16 protein-coding genes, 1 pseudogene and 1 riboswitch are annotated in these 21,784 nt (G+C 46.4%); of the genes and pseudogenes, 10 read left to right on the plus strand and 7 right to left on the minus strand.

The features are described 5' to 3' along the window. Positions 1-314: 314 nt before the first annotated feature. The 3 genes from QUB10_RS01505 (at position 315) to QUB10_RS01515 (ending at position 4,663) form a co-directional block, all read left to right on the plus strand. On the plus strand, positions 315-1,931 hold the full coding sequence (locus tag QUB10_RS01505; protein ID WP_333198833.1) for a bifunctional pantoate--beta-alanine ligase/(d)CMP kinase: 1,617 nt from the start codon (positions 315-317) through the stop codon (positions 1,929-1,931). Between the two features lie 621 nt (positions 1,932-2,552). Next, entirely contained in the window at positions 2,553-3,491 is a 939-nt protein-coding gene (locus tag QUB10_RS01510) for a polysaccharide deacetylase family protein (RefSeq protein ID WP_333198835.1), read from the plus strand. 287 nt (positions 3,492-3,778) lie between these two features. Then, positions 3,779-4,663, plus strand: a complete 885-nt coding sequence (locus QUB10_RS01515; RefSeq protein WP_333198837.1) for a Uma2 family endonuclease — start codon at positions 3,779-3,781, stop codon at positions 4,661-4,663. A gap of 68 nt (positions 4,664-4,731) precedes the next feature. Here QUB10_RS01515 and QUB10_RS01520 read toward each other — a convergent pair whose 3' ends face one another. Continuing rightward, a complete protein-coding gene (locus QUB10_RS01520; protein WP_333198839.1) occupies positions 4,732-5,799 on the minus strand; it encodes an FAD-dependent oxidoreductase in 1,068 nt (355 codons plus the stop codon). Positions 5,800-5,863: 64 nt separating this feature from the next. Further along, positions 5,864-6,616 (minus strand): methyltransferase domain-containing protein, encoded by a 753-nt coding sequence (locus QUB10_RS01525; RefSeq protein WP_333198841.1) that lies wholly within the window; start codon positions 6,614-6,616, stop codon positions 5,864-5,866. Between the two features lie 462 nt (positions 6,617-7,078). On the opposite strand from QUB10_RS01525, the gene QUB10_RS01530 reads away from it, so the two are divergent. Together QUB10_RS01530 and QUB10_RS01535 are read left to right on the plus strand one after the other, a co-directional pair. Then, positions 7,079-7,924, plus strand: coding sequence for a YaaW family protein (locus QUB10_RS01530; protein WP_333198843.1), 846 nt, complete (start codon positions 7,079-7,081; stop codon positions 7,922-7,924). Between the two features lie 43 nt (positions 7,925-7,967). Continuing rightward, positions 7,968-9,446, plus strand: a complete 1,479-nt coding sequence (locus tag QUB10_RS01535) for an O-antigen ligase family protein (RefSeq protein WP_333198845.1) — start codon at positions 7,968-7,970, stop codon at positions 9,444-9,446. 146 nt (positions 9,447-9,592) lie between these two features. Here QUB10_RS01535 and glmS read toward each other — a convergent pair whose 3' ends face one another. The 4 genes from glmS to QUB10_RS01555 all read right to left on the minus strand — a co-directional run bounded on the left by glmS (position 9,593) and on the right by QUB10_RS01555 (position 14,970). Further along, positions 9,593-11,515, minus strand: a complete 1,923-nt coding sequence (gene glmS / locus QUB10_RS01540) for a glutamine--fructose-6-phosphate transaminase (isomerizing) (RefSeq protein WP_333198847.1) — start codon at positions 11,513-11,515, stop codon at positions 9,593-9,595. Between the two features lie 160 nt (positions 11,516-11,675). Continuing rightward, positions 11,676-11,921 carry a photosystem I iron-sulfur center protein PsaC gene (gene psaC / locus QUB10_RS01545; RefSeq protein ID WP_015175986.1) on the minus strand — a complete coding sequence of 82 codons (246 nt, stop codon included), beginning with the start codon at positions 11,919-11,921 and terminating at the stop codon, positions 11,676-11,678. Positions 11,922-12,519: 598 nt separating this feature from the next. Then, the gene (locus tag QUB10_RS01550; protein ID WP_333198849.1) at positions 12,520-13,731 is read right to left on the minus strand and encodes a chloride channel protein; all 1,212 of its coding nucleotides are present in this window, start codon (positions 13,729-13,731) and stop codon (positions 12,520-12,522) included. A 333-nt stretch (positions 13,732-14,064) separates the two neighbouring features. Next, complete coding sequence (locus QUB10_RS01555) at positions 14,065-14,970, minus strand: CoB--CoM heterodisulfide reductase iron-sulfur subunit B family protein (protein ID WP_333198851.1); 906 nt, start codon at positions 14,968-14,970, stop codon at positions 14,065-14,067. A 540-nt stretch (positions 14,971-15,510) separates the two neighbouring features. On the opposite strand from QUB10_RS01555, the gene acpP reads away from it, so the two are divergent. The 4 genes from acpP (at position 15,511) to QUB10_RS01575 (ending at position 19,300) form a co-directional block, all read left to right on the plus strand. Further along, positions 15,511-15,765, plus strand: a complete 255-nt coding sequence (gene acpP, locus QUB10_RS01560; RefSeq protein ID WP_333104466.1) for an acyl carrier protein — start codon at positions 15,511-15,513, stop codon at positions 15,763-15,765. A gap of 97 nt (positions 15,766-15,862) precedes the next feature. Next, entirely contained in the window at positions 15,863-17,116 is a 1,254-nt protein-coding gene (gene fabF / locus QUB10_RS01565) for a beta-ketoacyl-ACP synthase II (protein WP_333198854.1), read from the plus strand. A gap of 163 nt (positions 17,117-17,279) precedes the next feature. Next, on the plus strand, positions 17,280-18,587 hold the full coding sequence (locus QUB10_RS01570; RefSeq protein ID WP_333198856.1) for an AAA family ATPase: 1,308 nt from the start codon (positions 17,280-17,282) through the stop codon (positions 18,585-18,587). After that, on the plus strand, positions 18,575-19,300 hold the full coding sequence (locus QUB10_RS01575; protein ID WP_333198858.1) for a DUF4276 family protein: 726 nt from the start codon (positions 18,575-18,577) through the stop codon (positions 19,298-19,300). The genes QUB10_RS01570 and QUB10_RS01575 overlap by 13 nt, the downstream gene beginning before the upstream one ends. A 135-nt stretch (positions 19,301-19,435) precedes the next feature. Here the strand turns inward: QUB10_RS01575 and psbA are convergent, their stop codons facing one another. Further along, entirely contained in the window at positions 19,436-20,518 is a 1,083-nt protein-coding gene (gene psbA, locus QUB10_RS01580; RefSeq protein WP_333198860.1) for a photosystem II q(b) protein, read from the minus strand. A gap of 233 nt (positions 20,519-20,751) precedes the next feature. Continuing rightward, positions 20,752-20,831, plus strand: a riboswitch (adenosylcobalamin-variant (AdoCbl-variant) riboswitch). An 8-nt stretch (positions 20,832-20,839) separates the two neighbouring features. Here psbA and QUB10_RS01585 point away from each other — a divergent pair. After that, positions 20,840-21,784: pseudogene (locus tag QUB10_RS01585) on the plus strand (hypothetical protein); the annotation flags it as partial.

Raw genomic sequence — 21,784 nt, forward strand, 5'->3', positions numbered from 1 at the left:
GCAGAATACAAAACTTATCCCAAGTGTAGAAAGCAGAAAGTAGAATAAAACTGACATCTTGTACCATTGTCAATTACTTGTTTAGGAACAGGCAGGATGCCTGTTCCACAAGAAAACTCATTCTTTGTGGAACAGGCATCTTGCCTGTTCTTGAGAATGGTGCAAGATGTGAGATAAAACTGACATCTTGCACTATTCTTTGTGGAACAGGCCCGAAAGCCTGTTCTTGAAGATGGTGCAAGATGTCAAGTCGAACAAATTCTGACAACAAATAAACTCTGCATTCTGCCGAATGCCTTCAGGAGATTCTACCGGTGCGCCTGTTTACTACCATTGCAGCACTTCGCTGCTACTTAAATTTACAAAAGTCTGCTGCACCTCATTTGACAGTCGGTTTGGTGCCGACGATGGGAGCTTTGCACGCAGGGCATCTGAGCTTGATCCAGCGGGCAAGGCAAGAAAATGCGATCGCCCTGGTCAGCATTTTTGTCAACCCGCTGCAATTTGGGCCGACAGAAGATTTTCAAGATTATCCTCGGAATTTCGAGCAAGACCGGCTGTTGTGCGAACAAGCAGGGATTGATGCCATATTTGCTCCCTCAGCAACGGAAATGTTCGGCCATCAAGCAGTCGATTCCCTACGGGATAGCTTCGCTTCACCCACAGAAACAGAGCAAACCGCCCACAAACAGATAGAGATTCACCTTTCATCCTTAACTCAAGTAGTGCCGCCATCGGCGATGACATCGGTTTTGTGCGGCAAAGCAAGGCCAGGTCATTTTCAGGGCGTCGCAGCAATTGTTACTAAACTTTTGAGTTTGGTGCAGCCGACAAAAGCTTATTTCGGTCAAAAAGACGCCCAGCAGCTAGCAATTATTCGGAAGCTGGTCTTGGATTTTAACTTGCCTGTAGAGATTGTCGCTTGTCCGATCGTCCGCGAAGAGTCTGGACTGGCAATGAGTTCTCGCAATCAGTATTTAACAGTAGAGCAAAAACAGCAAGCCTCCGTACTCTACCGCGCGCTGCAACAAGCCTCGGAAACTTTTTCTTCAGGCGACCGCACCGCAGCCGCCGCACTCGCTGCCGCCCACGCAGCCGTCGCAGGAGAGCCCGCAGTCAAGCTCGAATATGCCGAAATTGTCGATCCCGACACTCTGACGCAGTTGCAGGTTGTGGAAACAGCGGGACTTTTAGCCGTGGCCGCCAGAGTTGGCTCTACTCGTTTGATTGACAATATAATTCTCAGGAATCGCCGGCCCATTGTGGCGATCGACGGCCCGGCGGGAGCAGGCAAATCTACCGTAACTCGCCTTGCAGCAACAGCTTTGAACTTGTTTTATCTGGATACCGGCGCGATGTATCGGGCGCTGACTTGGCTAGCATTGAAAACAGACACGCCTATTTCCGACGAATGCGCGATCGCCGAATTAATCAGTTCCAGTTATTTAGAATACAACCTCGATCCCGCATCAAAGATGTTGAAGATTAACGGCGAAGACGTAACCGAGGCAATTCGCAGTTTGGAAGTGACATCCCGCGTCTCGGAAATGGCGGCACTTCCGGCCGTGCGGCAGTTTCTGGTGGAGGAACAGCGGCGCTGCGGCACAAAAGGCGGAATCATAGCAGAAGGCCGCGATATCGGCACTAACGTGTTTCCCGATGCGGAATTGAAGATTTTTTTGACGGCTTCGGTACAAGAGCGATCGCGCAGGCGGCTGTTAGAACTTAAAGATACCGATCAAGCTAATATTAGCTTGGCCCAATTGGAACAAGACATCGCCCTGCGGGACGAAAAGGACAGCACCCGCGCGGTTGCACCTTTGCGTAAAGCGGCAGATGCTGTGGAAATTCAAACAGACAATCTGACTGTTGCTGAAGTTATCGATCGGATTGTCGGCTTGTACAAAGAGAGAATCGACCCTAAAAGTTAATTTTACGACCCTGGGGGCGCGCGATCGCCCTCATCTCAAATCCGGTTAACCTCACATCTTGCACTATTCTCGCTTAACAGGCTCTCCGGCCTGTTCCACAAAGAGTGAATTTTCTTGTGGAACAGGCCGTCCAGCCTGTTCCTAAACAGCTTATTGACAATAGTGCAACATCTCAGGTTAAACTCACATCTTGCACTATTATCAAGAACAGGCTCTCCGGCCTGTTCCACAAAGAGTGAATTTTATTGTGGAACAGGCCGTCCAGCCTGTTCCTAAAAAGCTTATTGACAATAGTGCAACATCTCAGGTTAAACCAACTTGCAGTGTCAGGTAGGGACGCGGGCAGATGCGGGCTGAGTCCCTAATAATATCGTGCCATTAATCCGAGAGCGCCGTCCCCCTGGCTGGGGAAAAAGTTCACCATCCCGCGTTTTCATGGGTTAGGGGATTTCTAGCGCACAAATCTTAAATTTTTTTATCCTGACGGACTTCCCCACGATCGGTTATTTCCAGTAGCATTTTTACGGACTGTCCAATTTAAGATTATCCTCTTAAGTGGATTAACTTGATATCAACATAAAATCTCAAATTAACTGTACAAGGTGTGAAGGAGACAATGACGTGACAAAATTGAAACTGCTGTGGAGGCGGCGAAAAACTTTAATCGTTGCTTTGATGGCAGCAACAGGAAGTTTTTTGCTGGGTGTGACATGGCCGATTAACTTGTTGCGGGCAAATCAGCCCTTGCAACCGATTCAGGCGCAAGTCTTGACCGTATCCCAGTCGCAAGAACAACAGCCGATGTCCAATATTAATAAGTTCTCCAAGGCGATCGCCAATCGAGTAGAATTTTCCCAACAGGCTCTAGCCCAAGTGCAGGCTATCCGATTTCAATCAGCCGTACCGGATCAGTTTCAAGGTACAACCATTAATCACGCGAAACTCGACTCCCAGCACAAGGCGATCGCCCTGACATTTGACGACGGCCCCTGGCCGAAAACAACTACACAAATCCTAGATATTCTCAAGGAAAATAATATTAAGGCTACATTCTTCTGGGTAGGAAAATACCTGCAAAATTCTCCCGAAATTGGCAAACAAGTCGCACAAGCCGGTCACGCGATCGGCAATCACACATGGAACCATGAATACCTTCAGTATAACGAAGACGGTGCCGCTCGCGAGATCGATCGCACTTCATCCTTAATTGACGACTTGACCGGCATCCAAACATCTATGTTCCGTCCGCCAGGAGGCATTTTAAACAATGGATTGACAGCTTATGCTCAAAAGAAAAATTATGCAGTTGTGATGTGGTCTGCTGATTCTTTTGATTGGCGAACTCTTACGGAATCTTTGATAGACAACGTGATGAGGCAGGCAAATTCCGGCGGCATTGTGCTGATGCACGACGGCGGCGGTAATCGAGCCAGAACTGTCAAAGCTTTGCCTGATATTATTGCCCGATTGAGAAATGAAGGGTACAGTTTCGTAACAGTTCCCGAGTTATTGCAGATGCAAGAACAAGACTTACAACAACAGGAAACAGCACAAAAATAACAATTTAGCAAAGTGGGAATTTACACATTTTTCCCATTTTTTTGTCGGTCGTTAGATTGATTTTTCAGAACTCTAGCCGAACGAAGAAGGAAGAAGTAGCAACTGCGCCAGATTCCGGGGGACGTTATTGACTGCTGAAATCATTGCTTTAATTGCATTTCCCTTCTTCCTTCTTCCCTCTTTCTTCTTCCCTCTTCCTTCTTCCCTCTTCAAGTACACAAATTAATCGAAAATCGCTAGGCTATAACAGAGCATCAGTTCGATCGCCAATCGATCGCGTACCAGCCATGACCCAAAGTCTTAGTGCGACAGGGTTGCCCCCCGCCTTCCCCGATCACACTCAACTCCCCGAATCAGACGGCACGTTCGTGAAAAACTTTCAAGAACATCCCCAGAGCATCCTGCTCACCGACTCCCTAGAAAGCACACTGCAAACGCTTCACCCCGACGGACAATATGCGATCGGGCAAGATTGTGGCATTTACTGGCGCGAAACCGACCCACCAGAACGCGGAGCCGAAGCCCCTGACTGGTTCTACGTCCCCAACGTTCCGCCTTTGTTAGACGGCGAAATTCGCCGCTCTTACGTGATTTGGCGCGAGTATATGGTGCCAATAATTGCGATCGAATTGGCCAGTGGGGATGGTTCCGAAGAACGAGACAACACGCCTTTATCTCGTTTGCCAGAAGGTACTAATCAGAAACCAGGGAAGTTTTGGGTATACGAACAGATTATCCGCATTCCCTACTACGCCATCTATACAATCAAAACCAGCCAACTGGAAGTCTACAACTGTGTAAACGCCCGTTATTGTCGATTGGAACCCAACGATCGCGGACATTACCCGATCGAGCGCATGGGAGTAGAGTTAGGCGTATGGGAAGGCAGCTATCAAAATCAGACACAGCGTTGGTTGCGCTGGTGGGATAATCAGGGGAATTTGTTGCTGACGGGGAGCGAGCAAGCTCGACTCGAACGCCTCCACACCGAACAGGAACGCCAGCGGGCTGAAGCTGAGCGTCAACGAGCTGAAGCTGAGCGCCAGCGGGCCGATCGCGTGGAGCAAACACAACGAGATGCTATCCCCCAACTACTGGCAATGGGTTTAACCGTCGAACAAGTTGCCCAGGCGCTTTCTCTGTCGGTGGAAGAGGTACAGCGTTTGGGATAAAGGGCGATCAAGCTGACCATTTCCTAGCAAGGACTTTGGTCTTTTTCGATACCTTAACTGTAGCCATATTACCAATTTAGGCTTGAATCTAACGGCAAATCCTGCAACTGAGAATTCACCCAATTAGCTGCCGCCCAACCCGATCGCAAAGCACCCTCTATTTGACCTTCCCCGCACAAATCCCCCGCACAAACCAGCGGCAAATTCCCTTCCACAGCCAAACAAGAAACAGGCAAAGGATTTCGACAAAAAGCATAGCGCCAGCGGTGAACCTGCAACCATTCCGGCTGTTTCAGCCAAGGGATTAAATATTCAGAAGTGCGATCGAGCAATTCTTGACCAACAGTTTCCAAATCAGCAGCTTCCAAATAGCGTTCTGCTAAATTTGCGCTGCTATGAACCACAAACACCGGCAGCAGCGGATCGAGCCGTTTGCTGCTATCTAAACCAACCCAAGCTAAATCAGAATTATCGGGAAAAGAAACAGATTTCCACTGCGGATTTAGATTACTTAAATCTTGCTGTTTTGCCGCAGGATAGCCAGCCATAACCGTAATGCAAGGCTCGTACTCCACAGAACGCAATTTGTCAAGAAAATCAGATTGAAAACCGATTTCCGAACTCAAAAACATTAAAGCTTGAGGTGCAGGAATTGCCACAACCACAGCCTTAGCAATCAATTCTTGAGGTATCTCTAAATTGCTGTCAGTGACTTCTAGGGAAAGACGCCACCTTTGGTTATCTGTAGTAGAAATAGCTTGTACGCGGCGGCCAAACCAAATCTCTAAATCCTGGGCCAAATACTTACCGATAGCATTCATACCCGCAGGTGCGACATAACAAGAACTAGGAATAGCAGAAAGTTTTCCCTGTCGAAATTCCCAGACAGTATCAGTCCAGAGTTTGAGGATGTGCCGATCGACCAAAACCTCAATTAACCCCTGCACCGCATCCCCCTGCGGTTCCAGATACCGCGCCCCGTGATCTGCCCTAGTACCATGTACGCGGCGGGTAGCAACACGTCCCCCCGCACCGCGAGATTTCTCAACAACCGCCACAGAATAACCAGCTTGACGCAACCGTTGAGCGCAACTGAGCCCCGCCATACCCGCACCAATCACCGCAACATCGAACATAATTGGACTTTCAGATACATTACTTACCGGACTTTTTCTAAGAAATAAGTTTTCAGCTGATTTCTTAACTTGCAGTTAATTTGCGATAGCAACGAGCGGTGATTAAATGATGGTGAAAAACCTCGATAAAATTCGACTGAAGTTTAGTAAAAAATGTGTTTATTTTTTGCGGATCTTCTAAATGAAAAGGGAATTCTTGATTAAAACCTTTAAAAAAATACCAGTTAAGGATAATCTTCCCTGACGGAGCCAGCATTTGGTGAAAATCCATCAATTGCTGACTGGGATTGACTAAATGTTCCATCACATCTAAACAAACAATCGTATCGAAAATCTCTGTAGGAGATACTTCCAGACTACACGAAATTTTCTCACTCAATCCTAACTTAGCAGCTCGGCTTTGAACAAAATTGCAATTTATCGGGTTAAGATCGCAATAGACTACTTGTTCTACTTGAGGACAAAGAGCTGCTGCAATAGCATGAGTGCCAATACCGCCGCCAAAATCTAAAACTCGACCGGCAGCCATATCTGATATTAATGTTAAAGTGCCTCCTATGTAATCCTGATTCGACATATGCCAAGCTCCGAGGTCAAATAGGTAAGCTTGTCCGACTCGATCGCGATAAAACTCGCTAGCTTTTTCCCAATCAAAATCCCGATGACCTATTTCTTTTAGAGATTGTTGACCGATAGCCAGCTCTTGTTCAATTGTTTCTAAGTCTAAGTTTAAAAAATCCTGTAGATGCTGCTTGAGATTGAAAGTATCTTGCCAATATCCCTGCAAAAAAGACGGTGCGACAGAAGAAGACATCATTTACTTTGTTCTAAAAAAACCAAACTCATTATAGGATTAACTGACATTTTTGAACAGAAGTACACTAAATTATTTTTCCTTTGTTTATAGCGAATAAAATAGTGGGGGTTCAGGGCGCCGGTTTGACTCCTCAAGCTGCGGGGTTGCAGACGTACCCAGGGGTTCCGGGTTGGCTGTTGGGCATCTAAATTGTATTTTTAGGAGCGGCGGGACACCAAACTTGACTGTAAAATTTAGATGCGCGTCCGCAGATCAATGTAGCTGCTGAGGTTATAGCTTCTAGCAGTCGGATCTTCTGTGCAAATCCTGCCGCTCGTCCTGCGCCAGGTAGTAGAATAAGGGACAGCACGAATCCATGATTAAGACCCGATAAAAAATGCCACTGTAGGTAAATCCTAAATCCCACTGGTTGTCAACCAGCAGCAATCTAAAATCTAAAATCGTATACGGGAGGGCAAAATTTTGGACGAACTCAGAGCAGCACTCGAATTGACAACAGAAGAAGAATTGCAGCAACTAACAGAACTTCTGTTCAGCCGCAAGTTTAACCCTTTAGATTACGTGCAAACCCCCGCACCGATAGATGTACAAAGTCGCGATCGCGAAGCATGGCTCGACGCCGTAGAACAGCGGTTTCGCTATCTTGCAGCCGACGGGTTGACGGTACTCAGAGGGCGAACCCAACAAGTAACTTACAGACAAGCACTAATTCAAGTTTGTCGCTATCTCAAAATCCCTTATCCCAGACAGTTGTCAACCACCGACTTAGAGGCAGAAGTATTTCTGCACTTAATGGGTCGCGCGTGGAAGCGTTTACCTGCAGACGAACAGCAAGCGCTGACACTGCGCGTACAGCGAGCGATCGTTGATTCTAAACTCTCAGAACCCCTGCCAATTTCTGCAGAAAAAGACCCGCTGGGTTTACTGTTCAAAGGCGGCAGCGCTTTAGCTGTTAGTTCCATCTTAAAACCAATGCTGCTCAAACTAATGGCCAATCAATTTGCGCTGCATTTTGCCACCTATCAAATGGCAAAACAAGGAGTGCTTGCAGGCACTGCAACTGCAGCAACCCAGTTTCAAAATTATGTCGCAATTCAGGCGGCGCGGCGCGGTATGGCGGTGAGTGCGGCTCGTTACGGTGCGACGCGGAGCGTATTTTCGTTGATAGGCCCGGTGATGTGGACTTGGTTTTTAGCGGATTTGGGTTGGCGATCGATTTCCACGAACTACGGCCGCATTATCCCGACCATTTTTGCCCTAGCTCAAATACGCTTGACGCGATCGGAATGCGTTTGGGAACTAGCTTAACGATTGTAGATTGTAGATTTTAGATTTGAGATTGGGAGTGTGGGTGAATATCAAAAATCGGTTGAAATTAGCTGCCAAACTGACAGCCGAAAATCTCAAGTCTCGCCTCCAAAAACATCCAGATCCCCGCCTGCAAATCCCTTGGAATTTAGCCCAAGTGGGGATGCTGATTTTTCCCTTAATTCCGATTTTGGGAGCTTTAGGTTTATTCCTGGGATTGGCCGGCACTTGGAAGCAAAAGTTCCGTCAAATTAGTCGCCGCCCGTTGAATCGAGGATTTGCAATTGTGAGCGCGTTGCTAGTCATCACAGCGGTTTTTGCCCACAACCGCATCGAGGCTTTTATAGGGTTGTACAATTTCTTGCCGTTCTTTATATTGTTTGTCGCTTTTAGCAGTTTAATTCAAACTCTGCCTCAATTGCGGCAATTGTCTTGGGTGATTGTAATTAGTTCAATTCCAGTGATAATTTTAGGTTTGGGACAGCAATTTTTAGGCTGGAGCGGCATCGATCAATTGCAGCCTGTTTTTGGCTGGGTACTCGAACCCCAAGGCAATCCCCCCGGCCGTATGGCTTCTGTATTTATGTACGCAAATATTTTAGCTTGCTATCTGACAATTGCTTTTATTTTAGCACTGGGACTGTGGATGGGAGAAGTCAGTTGTCAGTTGTCAGTTGTCAGTCGTCACCACTTACCAATGCCCAATGCCCAATGCCCAATGCCCAATGCCCAATTCCTATTTTTAAGTTTGGCAGTGATCGGAAATGCTGTTGCTTTGATTTTTACTAATTCTCGCAATGCTTGGGGAATGGCAGTTTTGGCAGTTTTGGCTTTTGCATTTTATGTGGGTTATAAAAAATTATTAGCTGCCGTTTTGAGTGTCGCTAGCACAGTTTTTTTGTCTGCCTTTGGCCCCGAACCTTTACGGCAGTATTTGCGAATAATTGTCCCTGCTTTCTTTTGGGCGAGACTCACCGACGAGATGTTCCCAAATCGACCGACAGCTACTTTAAGAAAAACTCAGTGGGAATTTGCTTGGTCGATGACTCAGCAGCGTCCTTGGACTGGTTGGGGATTGCGAAATTTTACGCCTCTCTATCAAGCTCAGATGCAAGAATGGCTCGGTCATCCTCACAGTTTGATGCTGATGTTGACTGCGGAAACAGGGATACCGGCAACGGTTTTGTTGTTTGGTTTAGTTGGCTGGGTTTTGGCTAGAGGTGTTTTACTGCTGGCGAATTGGCCGCTTTTTACTGCGGATATCAAACACGAGGAAATAGCCACACAGAAAGTAGCGGAAAATGCTTTAGTGCTCAATCAAAAATCTATAATTAATAGCAAAAATCAGGTGGTTTGTCAAGAGGTAAGAGCGACCGATCGCCTAATTTTTTTCAGTTATTTATTAGCCTTCGCCGCCTGTACGCTTTTTAACACTGTAGATGTGACGCTGTTTGATTTCCGAGTCAATACTACAAGCTGGTTGCTGTTAGCCGCAATTTGCGGAGTCAGCCAGAGGGAATAGGGCATCGGGCATCGGGCATCGGGCATCGGGCATCGGTTATTGGTTATTAGAACGAACAACCAACAACCAACAACCCACTAATGACTAATGACTAATGACTGCTGACTAATGACTACTGACTAATGACTAATGACTAATGACTTCCTTTATTCTACCGTCACCGACTTCGCCAAATTTCGTGGCTGATCCACATCCAAACCCCGACGGGCTGCAATGTGATAAGCCAACAATTGCAGCGGAATCACTGTCACAATTGGCGACAATAATTCATCCACCAAAGGCACCGGCAAAACGTGGTCAAAAATCTCGGCTTCCGCCACACCTTGCTTGGGCGTGACGCCAATTAAACGGGCGTCGCGGGCCTTCGCTTCCTGAGCGTTGGAAAGCACTTTTTCGTAGACGCTTCCTGGCATGGCGATCGCCACTACAGGCACTTTCGCATCCAAAAGGGCGATCGGGCCGTGTTTCATCTCTCCCGCCGGATATCCTTCGGCGTGAATGTAGCTAATTTCCTTCAGTTTCAGCGCCCCTTCTAACGCAATCGGAAAGTTTATGCCCCGCCCCAAAAAGATAAAATCTTGGGTGTCTGTAAACTGGTGGGACAATTCCTCCACATACTGTTCTTGAATCTCCAAATACTTCTCAATTTCCGCTGGCAACTGGCGCAAACCAGTAATAATTTCTGCCAATCTTTCAGTGCTGATTGTTTGCCGCTGGTGCGCCAAATCCAAAGCTAAGAAATAGAATGCCATTAACTGAGTAACAAAAGTTTTAGTGGCAGCAACACCGATTTCTATACCAGCGTGGGTATTGATCACGTGGGGCATCATGTGGGCGATCGAACTTTCAGTCCTGTTAGTAATGCCTAGCATTCTCGCCCGAAATTTATCGGTAAAACCCGCGCGGCGCTGCTGTTCCATCCCCAAAGCAGCCAGCGTATCCGCCGTTTCTCCCGACTGAGTTACCCCAATAGTTAAAGTATTTGCTGTCAGCGGTGCGGGCGCGTAGCGGTATTCAGAAGCGTACTGCACCGCAGTGGGAATATTAGCTAATTGTTCCAACAAATATTTGCCGATTAGCGAGGCGTGCCAGCTCGTTCCGCAGGCGAGAATGGAAATTTGTTCGACATCAGCGCAAAGTTCTTTGGGCAAGTTGAGATTGATGGGAGAGCGCGGATTTCCTGGCTGCCAATCGCTGTCTAAATAAGCCTCCAAACAAGCTCGGACTACGGCTGGCTGTTCATAAATCTCCTTGTGCATGAAGTGTTTGAAGCCTTGTTTTTCGACTAAAACCGGACTCCAACCCAGGATGCGCGGGCTTTTTTTCAGCCTTTCCCCTGCAAAGCTGTAAACTTCGACTCCCATCGAAGTCAGTCTTGCCAATTCGCCATTTTCCAAAGACAAAACAGTGCGGGTGTGAGATACTAAGGCCGGCGTATCGGAAGCGCAGAAAAATTCGCCAGCACCAAAGCCAATCACCAAAGGAGCTTGCTGTCTGGCGACAATTATTTCCTCTGGAAAATCTGCACAAATAACGGCGATGGCAAAAGCTCCTTCTAATTTATTTACCGCCTTTAAAACTGTTTCCAAAAACGATAAATCAGCTACTTTTTCGGTTTTTTTATCTTTTCCTTCTTCCTTCTCCCTTCTTGCTTCTTTAAAAAATTCAGCTATTAAATGAGGAATAACTTCTGTATCCGTATCCGAGACAAATTTATGTCCCTTTGCTTTCAATTCTTTCCGCAACTCGCGATAATTTTCGACAATTCCATTTTGAACTACCGCAATTCGCCCGCTATTATCTAGGTGAGGGTGAGCGTTATATTCTTCTGGTTTGCCGTGAGTGGCCCAGCGGGTATGTCCGATGCCGATGGGAGCCGGAGAGTCTATCTCTGCTAGCTTTTCCCGGAGGTTGTGCAATTTGCCCTTGGCTCGGATGCAGGTAATTTCTCCTTCCGAGATGGTAGCGAGGCCCGCTGAATCGTAGCCCCGGTATTCTAGTTTCTCCAATCCTGCTAGCAAAATCTCGCTTGCTGCTTGCGTGCCGATATAGCCAACGATTCCGCACATTTAACGTACTACTCCTGCTTAGCGATCGCAATAAAACTCAAGTTTTATCATTTTTACCTTCTTCCGGCCCCAGAATGCAGATTCCGCGACAAAAAAAGAGGGGGCAATTTAATCGCCCCCTCTTTGGTACCCGTAATTCGATCGGCGTGTCGATCGATATTTAGTAGGCTAGACCCATACTGCGAGTGGTTTCGGCTCCCAGGTAAACCCGGATGCTCAGAAAATCGGTGGGGCAAGCAGTTTCGCACCGCTTGCAGCCTACACAGTCTTCGGTGCGGGGAGATGAGGCAATCTGAGCTGCTTTGCAGCCATCCCAGGGCACCATCTCCAAAACGTCAGTCGGACAAGCGCGGACGCATTGAGTGCAGCCGATGCAAGTATCGTAAATTTTGACTGAATGAGACATTGAATAAAGGCTCCCAACGAGTCACTAAAAATTTGCTGCCTCTGCGAATTAACAGATTTGACGGTGAGGTGCCACCGCTATAGCCTGCACAGAGAATTAAAGGTTAGTCTACCGCAGTGCCTGGAAGCACTTCGCGAAAAAGCGACAAAACTTCACAGTTATTCACGCTGGGACTCTTATAGAACCCATTTGGGATTTATTCATTTGCCAACCGTTTCAGCATCACCCTGATGAAATACAAATTGAGTTTGGCAGTAGGATTGGTGAGAGTGGGCTCAAAGTTCTTGACCAAACTGCGATGATCTTATCCGGGTGATACCCCTTACCCTTGCAGAATGGTAATCTTCGGAATATTGACGGGTCACAGTGTGAAAATAATCGAGGTTGTGACTCAACATTTCAATCAAGCCACAGTCATCGGACCCACTGGCTTTTGTGCAATGGGTAAAAAACGGCAGGCTGACTGGTATCAACGGCTAGATGTTGTTTGATGCCATTGGTGCATTTGTAATGGCAGAAGCCTTTAGACTCGGCACTCGCAAAATGCACCTATTTTTCACCGCTACACCGAGCTATTAGAGGAATTCTAGCCGTTTGGTTAATCCACTTTACGCTGTGAGCTAATGAAGGGAGATCGGGGAGCCAAGAAGAAGCCCACGAGACTAGCGAAGAGAATCGGTGTAAAAGTGCTAAATCCTGTCAATTTTGCCAGTAGCAGAGTTGTACTAATTGGAGTTCGAGTAACTGTTGAATTCAGAGCAGCCATTACACAAATCATTGCCAAAGTCTCGTTGGATGCGGGATTAATGATAGCGATTGCCTTTCCTAAACAGGCTCCTATAAAAAACAGTGGGATGATAATCCCTCCCCGCCAGCCTCCATTTACGGTCGTACTAATGGCAAACACTTTAGCAATAACTAAAATCAAGAGAAATTCCAAAGGAAAGTTTCCCTCAACAATTTTTTCAATTTGATGTTCACCAAAGAAACGAGTGAGCGGAAATAAAGCTGATAAAACACCAAGTCCTAGCCCTGCTAAAGTAGTCCGCACATAGATTGGACTGGGTATGGCATCAAACAAGCGACCTACACCGCGAAATATAGCGATAAAAAGCCACCCCATGAGCGCACCTACGATTCCATAAGCAATCGCTGCGCCAAAGTCATAAAGGCTGTCCACATTGTATTGAGGAAAATGCCAGGTAGGACCAATTCCTAGCTGGGTAATTGCTACAAAAATGGTGTAACTTGCACAACTTGCCACGACCGCAGGCAAGATTGCTTCAAAATACTCCACAACATTCTGATGATGCAGGATTTCTAAAGCAAAAAAAGTACCACCCAAAGGAGCACCGAACAAAACTGTAAAACCAGATGCCATGCCAGCAATACTCAAAGTTCGTAGTGCCTCTCCGCGCAATTGAAAGCGATCGGCTAACCACGTACCAATTGAACCTGTTACTTGCACCATTGGTGCTTCTGGACCCGCACTGCCTCCACTTGCAATACTGATTAGCGACGACAGAATCATCGAAGGATTCTCGTTCATTGGTAACCGCCCACCATTGAGATGAATATTGTCAATAATCAACCCTATTTCGCCAGGATTTCCCAGCCAATGAATGAGCAAACCGATGAGTAAACCCGCAAGCGGCATGATGATTAGTAGAGAATGTCCACTAAAATATTCAAATCCCACCATCATGTAAGACAAAAATATCCAATAACTTGCACCAAACAAACCACAAATGATTCCTAGCATTGCCCATAGGAATACCGAACGTGTGAGATTTACTGGGTTTCGTTTCATTGTTTACTCCCCAGCGCTATTGCTGCCCCACAAGAAGAAGACTAGACCACCTCTGGGGACAAAAGGACAAATTTAGGACTTACCCACCGGGGCTCAGAAACCGGGTTTTTTTACGAAAAAACAAAGGTTGTGACCCGCAGATTCGGTAAAAAACCCGGTTTCTTTGGTATGTGTGCGTCCAGGACTGATATTGTGGACGGTATCTTCTATCAACTCAAGAGTGTATAAGCGCGATCGAGCCTTCCGCTAGCACTCGGGTATAATTCCGATCTAACGGGATTTGAAATGAGAAAGGACTAAAGCCCTTACTACAAACCCGCGCAAATCGATCGACTAAAAGCCTAATTTTTCTAACACGGGCTTAGTTGAAACAATATGTCGATCGAGTCCTAGTTTTTTCGGTTCCACACCCAAAGCCAAAGCCACCAATTGCGGTAAATGCAGCACCGGCAAACCCAATTTGCGCCCGATTACTTTTTCCACCTCCGGCTGCCGCGAATCCAAATTTAAATGACAAAGCGGGCAAGGCGTTACCATACAATCAGCCCCATTGTCAAGAGCATCTTGAATATGTTTGCCTGCCATCTGAAAAGATTGGTTAGTGGCATAACTCGCCAACGGCCAGCCGCAGCACTGCGTCCGCCCTCGATAATAAACCGGAGTTGCCCCGATCGCCCGAAACACATTTTCCATCGATTCCGGTTGGTGCGGGTCATCGTAAAGCAGCTTATCCTGAGCTCGCAGCAGGTAGCACCCGTAAAAAGACGCGCACTTCAAACCCGAAAGCTTGCGGGTGACTCGCTTCTGCACCTCGTCGAGCCCGTAATCTGCAACGATCGCCCACAACAGATGTTTCACCTCGGTACTGCCTTTGTAAGGCGAACAGCCTTGTTTTTCCAGTAAACCGTTGACTTTTTCTATGTAGTTGGGATCGGTTTTCTGAGATTCCTTGAGGCGATCGTCCACATGACCGATTACCCCTTGACAAGTGCTGCAATGTGTCAGCAAAGGCAGATTCAGTTCCTCAGCCAAAGCAATATTGCGAGCGTTGACAGTATCTTCGAGTAACTGCGAATCTTCCTTGAAAGTGCCAGAACCGCAGCAGGAAGCTTTTTTGAGTTCCACCAGTTCAATCCCCAAGGCTTGAGTCAGCGCTTGGGTAGACAGGTAAAGTTCACGGGCCGCCCCTTGGGGAACGCAACCGGGAAAGTAAGCATATTTGAGATTTGGGGATGGCATAATTGTTTCTGCAGGGGACACAAGGTTCGGGACAAGAAACTTGAGCGATCGAAGTCGGGAGGCTTCCTGCTTAGTTTTCCCTCTTTATAATTAACGTATCACCGCCTAGCTAGGAGCCAATTGTCAGCTTTTCTCAAGCATTTTGAGTTGAAGACTGACAATCAAGCATCCAGGATACAAGCCCCCGGATTCATTCCGAAAGCAGACTCAGGACCCAGAAATAAAAAACCTGTATCCGAGAAACTTGCCCTCCGAATTTATCCGTGGAGTCAATGCTTCAATCTAAAATCTAAAATCTAAAATCTAAAATCGATTGACGCACCATCGACCCAAAATTCCGGTTCCTCAACGTTATCAGGTTGCTAAACGAGATGATTGATTGTGGGCTATGGGTTTTTTCCTTAGTCGTAGGGTTGCTGCGATCGTCCGTGTCCCAATTGTCGCTGGCCCGTGTCACTTAGAAAAGCGGCCAGCCTTTCTCTTGCCGATACCCCTTTCGGATAAGATTAGATACGCAGCAACCAATGAGGACACGAGGTTATGAGTCAAGACGACATTTTTGCTAGAGTCAAGAAAATTGTGGCTGATCAATTGGAAGTCGATCCAAGCGAAGTCAAGCCCGAAGCCAACTTTGCTAACGATTTAGGAGCAGATTCCTTAGATACAGTAGAGCTGGTCATGGCCTTGGAAGAAGAGTTTGATATTGAAATTCCCGACGAAGCAGCCGAAGGAATTACTACAGTTCAAGCTTCTGTAGATTTCATCAGCAGCCAACTTGCAGCTCCAAAAGCATAAAATACCTGTCTTTTCCCCTAAGAGGAGAGAAGTTAGAAAACTGGAAACTCCTCTTTTGTTCTGCGTTCTGGGTGTTTAATTTTTTGAAACTGAAATCATGACAAATTTAGAGCGTAAGCGCGTTGTTATCACGGGTCTCGGCGCGATTACACCGATCGGCAATACCTTGTCCGAATATTGGGACGGGTTGCTTGCCGGGAAGAATGGTATAGGCCCGATCACCTTATTCGACCCGTCGCGGCACGACTGCCGCTTTGCCGCAGAGGTGAAGGGTTACGACCCACACGACTATTTAGAGCGCAAGGAAGCAAAGCGGATGGATCGCTTTGCTCAATTTGGGGTATCAGCGAGCAAGCAAGCTCTTGCTGATGCGAAGTTTGAGATTAACGACCTGAACGCAGAACAGGTGGGTGTCATTCTTGGCACTGGCATTGGCGGGCTGAAGGTTTTAGAAGACCAGCAAGAGATATATCTGACTCGCGGCCCCGATCGATGCAGCCCGTTTATGATTCCCATGATGATTGCGAATATGGCCGCGGGCCTGACGGCGATTCACACGGGCGCTAAAGGGCCAAACTCTTGTACGGTGACGGCCTGCGCTGCCGGGTCAAATGCCGTGGGCGATGCGTTTCGCTTAGTTCAGGGGGGTTACGCCCAAGCAATGATTTGTGGCGGTACAGAAGCTGCGGTGACACCTTTGTGCGTGGCGGGTTTTGCTGCGGCGAGGGCGCTTTCGACTCGCAACGATGACCCGACTCATGCTTCTCGTCCGTTCGATCGCGATCGTGATGGTTTTGTCGTCGGCGAAGGTGCTGGCATTCTGATTCTAGAAGAAATGGAACACGCTCTGGCGCGTGGCGCGAAGATTTACGCAGAAATCGTCGGCTACGGTTTAACTTGCGATGCGTATCACATGACTTCTCCAGTACCGGGGGGGAACGGTGCGTCGCGGGCGATGGCTTTAGCGCTCAAGGATGCGGGTTTGACGCCGGATCAAGTGAGCTATATCAACGCTCACGGCACGAGCACGCTTCCCAACGATTCTACTGAAACAAAAGCGATTAAGCAGACTTTGGGAGACCACGCTTACAAAGTAGCAATTAGTTCTACCAAGTCGATGACCGGCCATCTTTTGGGCGGTTCTGGGGGCATTGAGGCGGTGGCGACGGTAATGTCGATCGCCAATGACAAAATCGCGCCGACAATTAATCTGGAAAATCCCGATCCTGAGTGCGATTTGGACTATGTTCCTCATACAAGCCGCGATCTAAAAGTTGATGTGGCGCTGTCGAATTCCTTTGGATTTGGCGGCCACAACGTGACTCTGGCATTCAAGAAGTTTGTTCAGTAACGGGCAATTAGAAAGTCGAGATTTAAAAGGTGAAAAATTAATTTTTCACCTTTTATTTTTAGATTGGGCGATCGGCTATTAGCTGTAGGTGCAAATTTTAAATTATTGTAGGGTAGGCATCTTGCCTGCCCTAACCTTTCTGAAGTATAACCGGAGCGATCGTATGAATCAACCAATTATTCGATTTCTGACAACCAAGAATTATAAAAATCTACAGTTAGATCCATCTGTAAATTTAAACAACCTTAATATATTTATCGGCTCAAACGGTTCAGGCAAAAGCAATTTCATCAGTTGTTTAAAATTTTTAAAAGATTGCCTAATAGCTATTCCCGATGAAAATCGCGGCGTGAGTAGTTTTGAGGATGCTATTTCTAAATTGGGCGGTGATAAAATCTTAGATGTCAATGTTGAAAGTCCGGCAAAGGTCAGTATGGCCTACTGTTTTTCGCAAATTAACCAAAGTGGTAATCTTCAAAAAGACAGCGCAATTTTTGATTTCAAACTTTATACCGATCGAGAAAAAGTAAGGGCGAGCATCTCTGAAGAATATCTATATGGTGGAGAAGATTTGCAGGAAACTTGCAGCAGGCAACCTTTCTATTACTATAAATTCCATAACAGAGAATTAGGGCAAGGAGTTTTATCTGTTTACAATTTTCCCGGTCAAGAGCCAACTCAGTTTGAACCTTTAGATAACATTCCTACAAATTCTTTTGGTTTGCTGATAATTCCCATACTCCTTGAAAATAGTCAATTGCCACCAGAAAATACACCTATTTACAAAATTAGAAGAGAATTAATTGAATTTATTTCAAAATGGCAATTTTATAATGCCAACAACATGAACTTGAGTTTAATTAGAACCGCAGAACCTAAAATAGGTGGCAGTGATATTTACCTATCTGCATCGGGAGATAATCTGCCTTTAGTCTTGTACAATTTAAACCAAAAATCTATCAATTTTGAAGATAGCATTAACGAGGCAATGAAGTCCATCCTGCCAAAAACTCGTCGCCTTAGAGCTTTACCTTCTGGTCGCCTATCTCTCACTGTAGAATGGTATTTTGAAGGTATTGATGATGAAGCATTCTACCTAAATGAAATGTCGGATGGAACTGTCAGGATGCTTTGTTGGGCAACTATATTACATTCTCCACTCCTTCCTTCTTTGATAGTCATTGATGAACCTGAATTAGGATTGCACGTCTCGTGGATGCCAATTTTAGCTGAGTGGATTAAAAAAGCTGCCACCAGAACTCAGATAATTATTACCACACATAGTCCCGACCTTTTAGATCACTTTACCGATCGTTTAGAGAATGTTCTTTGTTTTTATCCCGAAAACAGAACGTATTTCTCAGTCAAATCTCTTTCAAAAGAACTGCTGGAGCCAAAACTTGAAGAGGGATGGCAATTGGGCGACTTATACCGTGTTGGCGATCCAAGTATTGGAGGATGGCCGTGGTAGTGTGGGTTTTCTCTGGTGGCGGTGAGGCTGAGGTTAGAGGATTCTTTCCTTTTTTAGAAAAAACTTTTCCGGGCTGTAGATTTGAACGAAAAACACCAGTTCGTCAAAAACCCGGCCCTAAAGCTAATAAAGCAGGTAGTTATGGAAGAACAGGTCAAAGCTTAATCGAGCAAATAAAGCAAGAATTACCGATCGCCTTAAAAGCAGAACCAAATAAATGCGACCTGATTTTAGTTTTTGATGATTTGGATTGTCGTGATTATCAGACACAAAAATCAAAAATATTGGCAGAGTTATCAAAAATACCAGAATGTGCCGCTCTCAACAAATTTGTTGGGTTTGCCGCGCCAGAAATCGAAGCTTGGATTATTGCTGATTGGAATAATTCAATAGCTAAAAATTCAGATTTTCGAGGCAGAAGACATGAACGGATGCGTTGGTGGCTGAGTACACAAAGAAAAGTTTCTTTTGAGAATCCAGAATCGTTTAGTGAATATGATTCTGATAAAGATAGCTGCCGAGAAAAGCTATCAGAGATATTAATTGCTTCAACAATTGTTGAACATGAGAGTAATCTCGATAAAGCACGCTTTTCTAAAGGAGCTCATACTCCTTTGCTATTGAGAGAAATCGAGCCGAATGAAGTCCAGAAAAAATGTCCGTTATTTCGCGAACTCTATAACTATCTCAATAATTTTTGTCGTTGTCCATAAAGGGTCAGATAAAAATTTATTGAGGTAAACTGTAAGCCAACTTTTGCCAAGCATTAGTAGTGTTAAATTAGATTTTCCCCAAACAAAAAGCGCCCCTATTTCTAGGAGCGCTATTTGTTAATCAAAAACTAAAACTTAGCCATTGATAGAAGGAGCAACCATTGCTACTGGGGTGACTTCACTAGCAGCCAAGTCGAGAGGGAAGTTGTGAGCATTGCGCTCGTGCATTACTTCCATACCCAAGTTAGCGCGGTTGATCACATCAGCCCAAGTATTGATGACACGACCTTGCGAGTCGATAATCGATTGGTTGAAGTTGAAACCGTTCAAGTTGAAAGCCATCGTGGAGATACCCAAAGCGGTAAACCAGATGCCTACTACTGGCCATGCACCTAACAAGAAGTGCAAAGAACGGCTGTTGTTGAAAGAAGCGTATTGGAAAATCAAACGACCGAAGTAGCCGTGGGCTGCAACGATGTTGTAGGTTTCTTCTTCTTGACCGAATTTGTAACCGTAGTTTTGCGATTCGGTTTCGGTTGTTTCACGAACCAAGGAAGATGTTACCAAGGAACCGTGCATGGCGGAGAACAAAGAACCACCGAAGACACCAGCAACTCCCAACATGTGGAACGGGTGCATCAGGATGTTGTGCTCGGCTTGGAACACGATCATGAAGTTGAATGTACCGGAGATACCCAAAGGCATACCGTCAGAGAACGAACCTTGTCCGATTGGGTAGATCAAGAATACTGCGGTTGCTGCTGCAACTGGTGCAGAGTAAGCGACGCAGATCCAAGGACGCATACCTAAGCGGTAGGACAATTCCCATTCACGACCCATGTAGCAAAATACACCGATCAGGAAGTGGAAAATTACCAATTGGTAAGGGCCGCCGTTGTACAACCACTCATCTAAGGAAGCTGCTTCCCAGATTGGGTAGAAGTGCAAGCCAATGGCATTAGATGAAGGAACAACAGCACCTGTGATGATGTTGTTACCGTACATTAAGGAACCTGCTACTGGTTCACGGATGCCGTCGATGTCCACAGGAGGAGCAGCGATGAAGGCGATGATGTAGCAGATGGTGGCGCTGAGCAAGGTAGGAATCATCAAGACGCCGAACCAACCGATGTAAATGCGGTTGTCTGTGCTTGTGACCCACTCACAAAAGCGTTCCCAGACGTTGGCGCTTTCGCGCTGCTGTAAGGTTGTTGTCATGGTTTTATGATTGCTGTATTTGGTTGTCAATGTTCGGATGATGTTTCTATTATTAACGGTATTGTTAACGTTTGTAAAGGGGTGTAGCGACAGTTAAACTGATGACTGTGATTAGGAAAGCTGATGAGAGGAGAGGCAGGGCCGTAGCACGGGCGAGGGCCCGACGCCATCGCCAGGGGTTTTGTTAAGAAAGTTGAGGGTTTTGCTTTCTGTATGTCAGCTCGTGATACCTTTCTAAAACCTGAAAGCGGGAAAGTCCGGTGCAATTCCGGCGCTGTGCCGCAACTGTAAAAGTCAGAATGCCGATTTCGGGGGCGCTTTGTGGGCGTTTACTTTTGGATTCCCTGCGTAGCACGGGGAGGAGATTATTTGTTAGCTTTGACTGATTTGCCGACTTGTCCGGGTTTATTTTACGGTTCCCAAGCCCGAGACGGAGTTTTATCGAGAATGCGGATTCCTGGGGGAATTTTAAACGCGCAGCAGTGTCGGACGATCGCCGATTTGTCAGATCAATACAGTACCGGCTGTTTGCAAGTGACAAATCGGGCAAATTTGCAAATCCGAGAAGTGAACTCGGAAATTGCCCCGGAAGTCTGGAACCGCTTGCAGGAATTGGGGATAGCCTCTCGCCGCGTTGAAGTTGACCCGATTCGCAATATTATGGCAAGCCCGACAGCAGGGATCGATCGCCAGCAGTTACTCGATACTCGCCCGCTAGTGAAAGCTTGGGATGATTACCTGCAAACACATTCCGAGTTGTCGGAACTTTCGCCTAAGTTCAGTATTGGCTTCGACGGCGGGGAATCGGTTTCGATCCAGGCTTTACGCAACGATATTTTATTAGCTGCTGAAGGGCCTTCAACCCAATCAGAAATCGTTTTTCGGCTGCATTTAAACGGCGATACAGGAATTTTAATCCAAGAATCGCAATGTATTTCAGTATTAGCCGCCCTCGCTAGCACCTATGTTGAATACACCAAAAATCGACCTCGAATTGATGGCAAAAAACCGCGTTTGCGTCACCTGCTGGCAGATTGGGGCACTGAAAGTTATCTAGAAAAAGTACAGCAGAATTTACCATTTTTATGGCAATTCACATCTTGTACCTTTCCCAAAAACAGGCAAGATGCCTGTTCCACAAAGAGTGAATTTCCTTGTGGGGTGGGCATCTTGCCCGCCCGATCGATCGCCTTTCCCAAAAACAGGCAAGATGCCTGTTCCACAAAGAGTGAATTTCCTTGTGGGGTGGGCATCTTGCCCGCCCGA

It is taken from the genome of Microcoleus sp. B5-D4 (assembly GCF_036705145.1).
Classification (GTDB): domain Bacteria; phylum Cyanobacteriota; class Cyanobacteriia; order Cyanobacteriales; family Microcoleaceae; genus Microcoleus.

What these genes read in the sequence shown, in the direction of transcription:
- psaC (WP_015175986.1), bottom strand. Translation starts at nt 11,921, where the DNA reads ATGTCTCATTCAGTCAAAATTTACGATACTTGCATCGGCTGCACTCAA.
- QUB10_RS01520 (WP_333198839.1), bottom strand. Translation starts at nt 5,799, where the DNA reads ATGTTCGATGTTGCGGTGATTGGTGCGGGTATGGCGGGGCTCAGTTGC.
- QUB10_RS01555 (WP_333198851.1), bottom strand. Translation starts at nt 14,970, where the DNA reads ATGCCATCCCCAAATCTCAAATATGCTTACTTTCCCGGTTGCGTTCCC.
- fabF (WP_333198854.1), top strand. Translation starts at nt 15,863, where the DNA reads ATGACAAATTTAGAGCGTAAGCGCGTTGTTATCACGGGTCTCGGCGCG.
- psbA (WP_333198860.1), bottom strand. Translation starts at nt 20,518, where the DNA reads ATGACAACAACCTTACAGCAGCGCGAAAGCGCCAACGTCTGGGAACGC.
- QUB10_RS01515 (WP_333198837.1), top strand. Translation starts at nt 3,779, where the DNA reads ATGACCCAAAGTCTTAGTGCGACAGGGTTGCCCCCCGCCTTCCCCGAT.
- QUB10_RS01575 (WP_333198858.1), top strand. Translation starts at nt 18,575, where the DNA reads ATGGCCGTGGTAGTGTGGGTTTTCTCTGGTGGCGGTGAGGCTGAGGTT.
- QUB10_RS01550 (WP_333198849.1), bottom strand. Translation starts at nt 13,731, where the DNA reads ATGAAACGAAACCCAGTAAATCTCACACGTTCGGTATTCCTATGGGCA.
- QUB10_RS01570 (WP_333198856.1), top strand. Translation starts at nt 17,280, where the DNA reads ATGAATCAACCAATTATTCGATTTCTGACAACCAAGAATTATAAAAAT.
- glmS (WP_333198847.1), bottom strand. Translation starts at nt 11,515, where the DNA reads ATGTGCGGAATCGTTGGCTATATCGGCACGCAAGCAGCAAGCGAGATT.
- acpP (WP_333104466.1), top strand. Translation starts at nt 15,511, where the DNA reads ATGAGTCAAGACGACATTTTTGCTAGAGTCAAGAAAATTGTGGCTGAT.
- QUB10_RS01525 (WP_333198841.1), bottom strand. Translation starts at nt 6,616, where the DNA reads ATGATGTCTTCTTCTGTCGCACCGTCTTTTTTGCAGGGATATTGGCAA.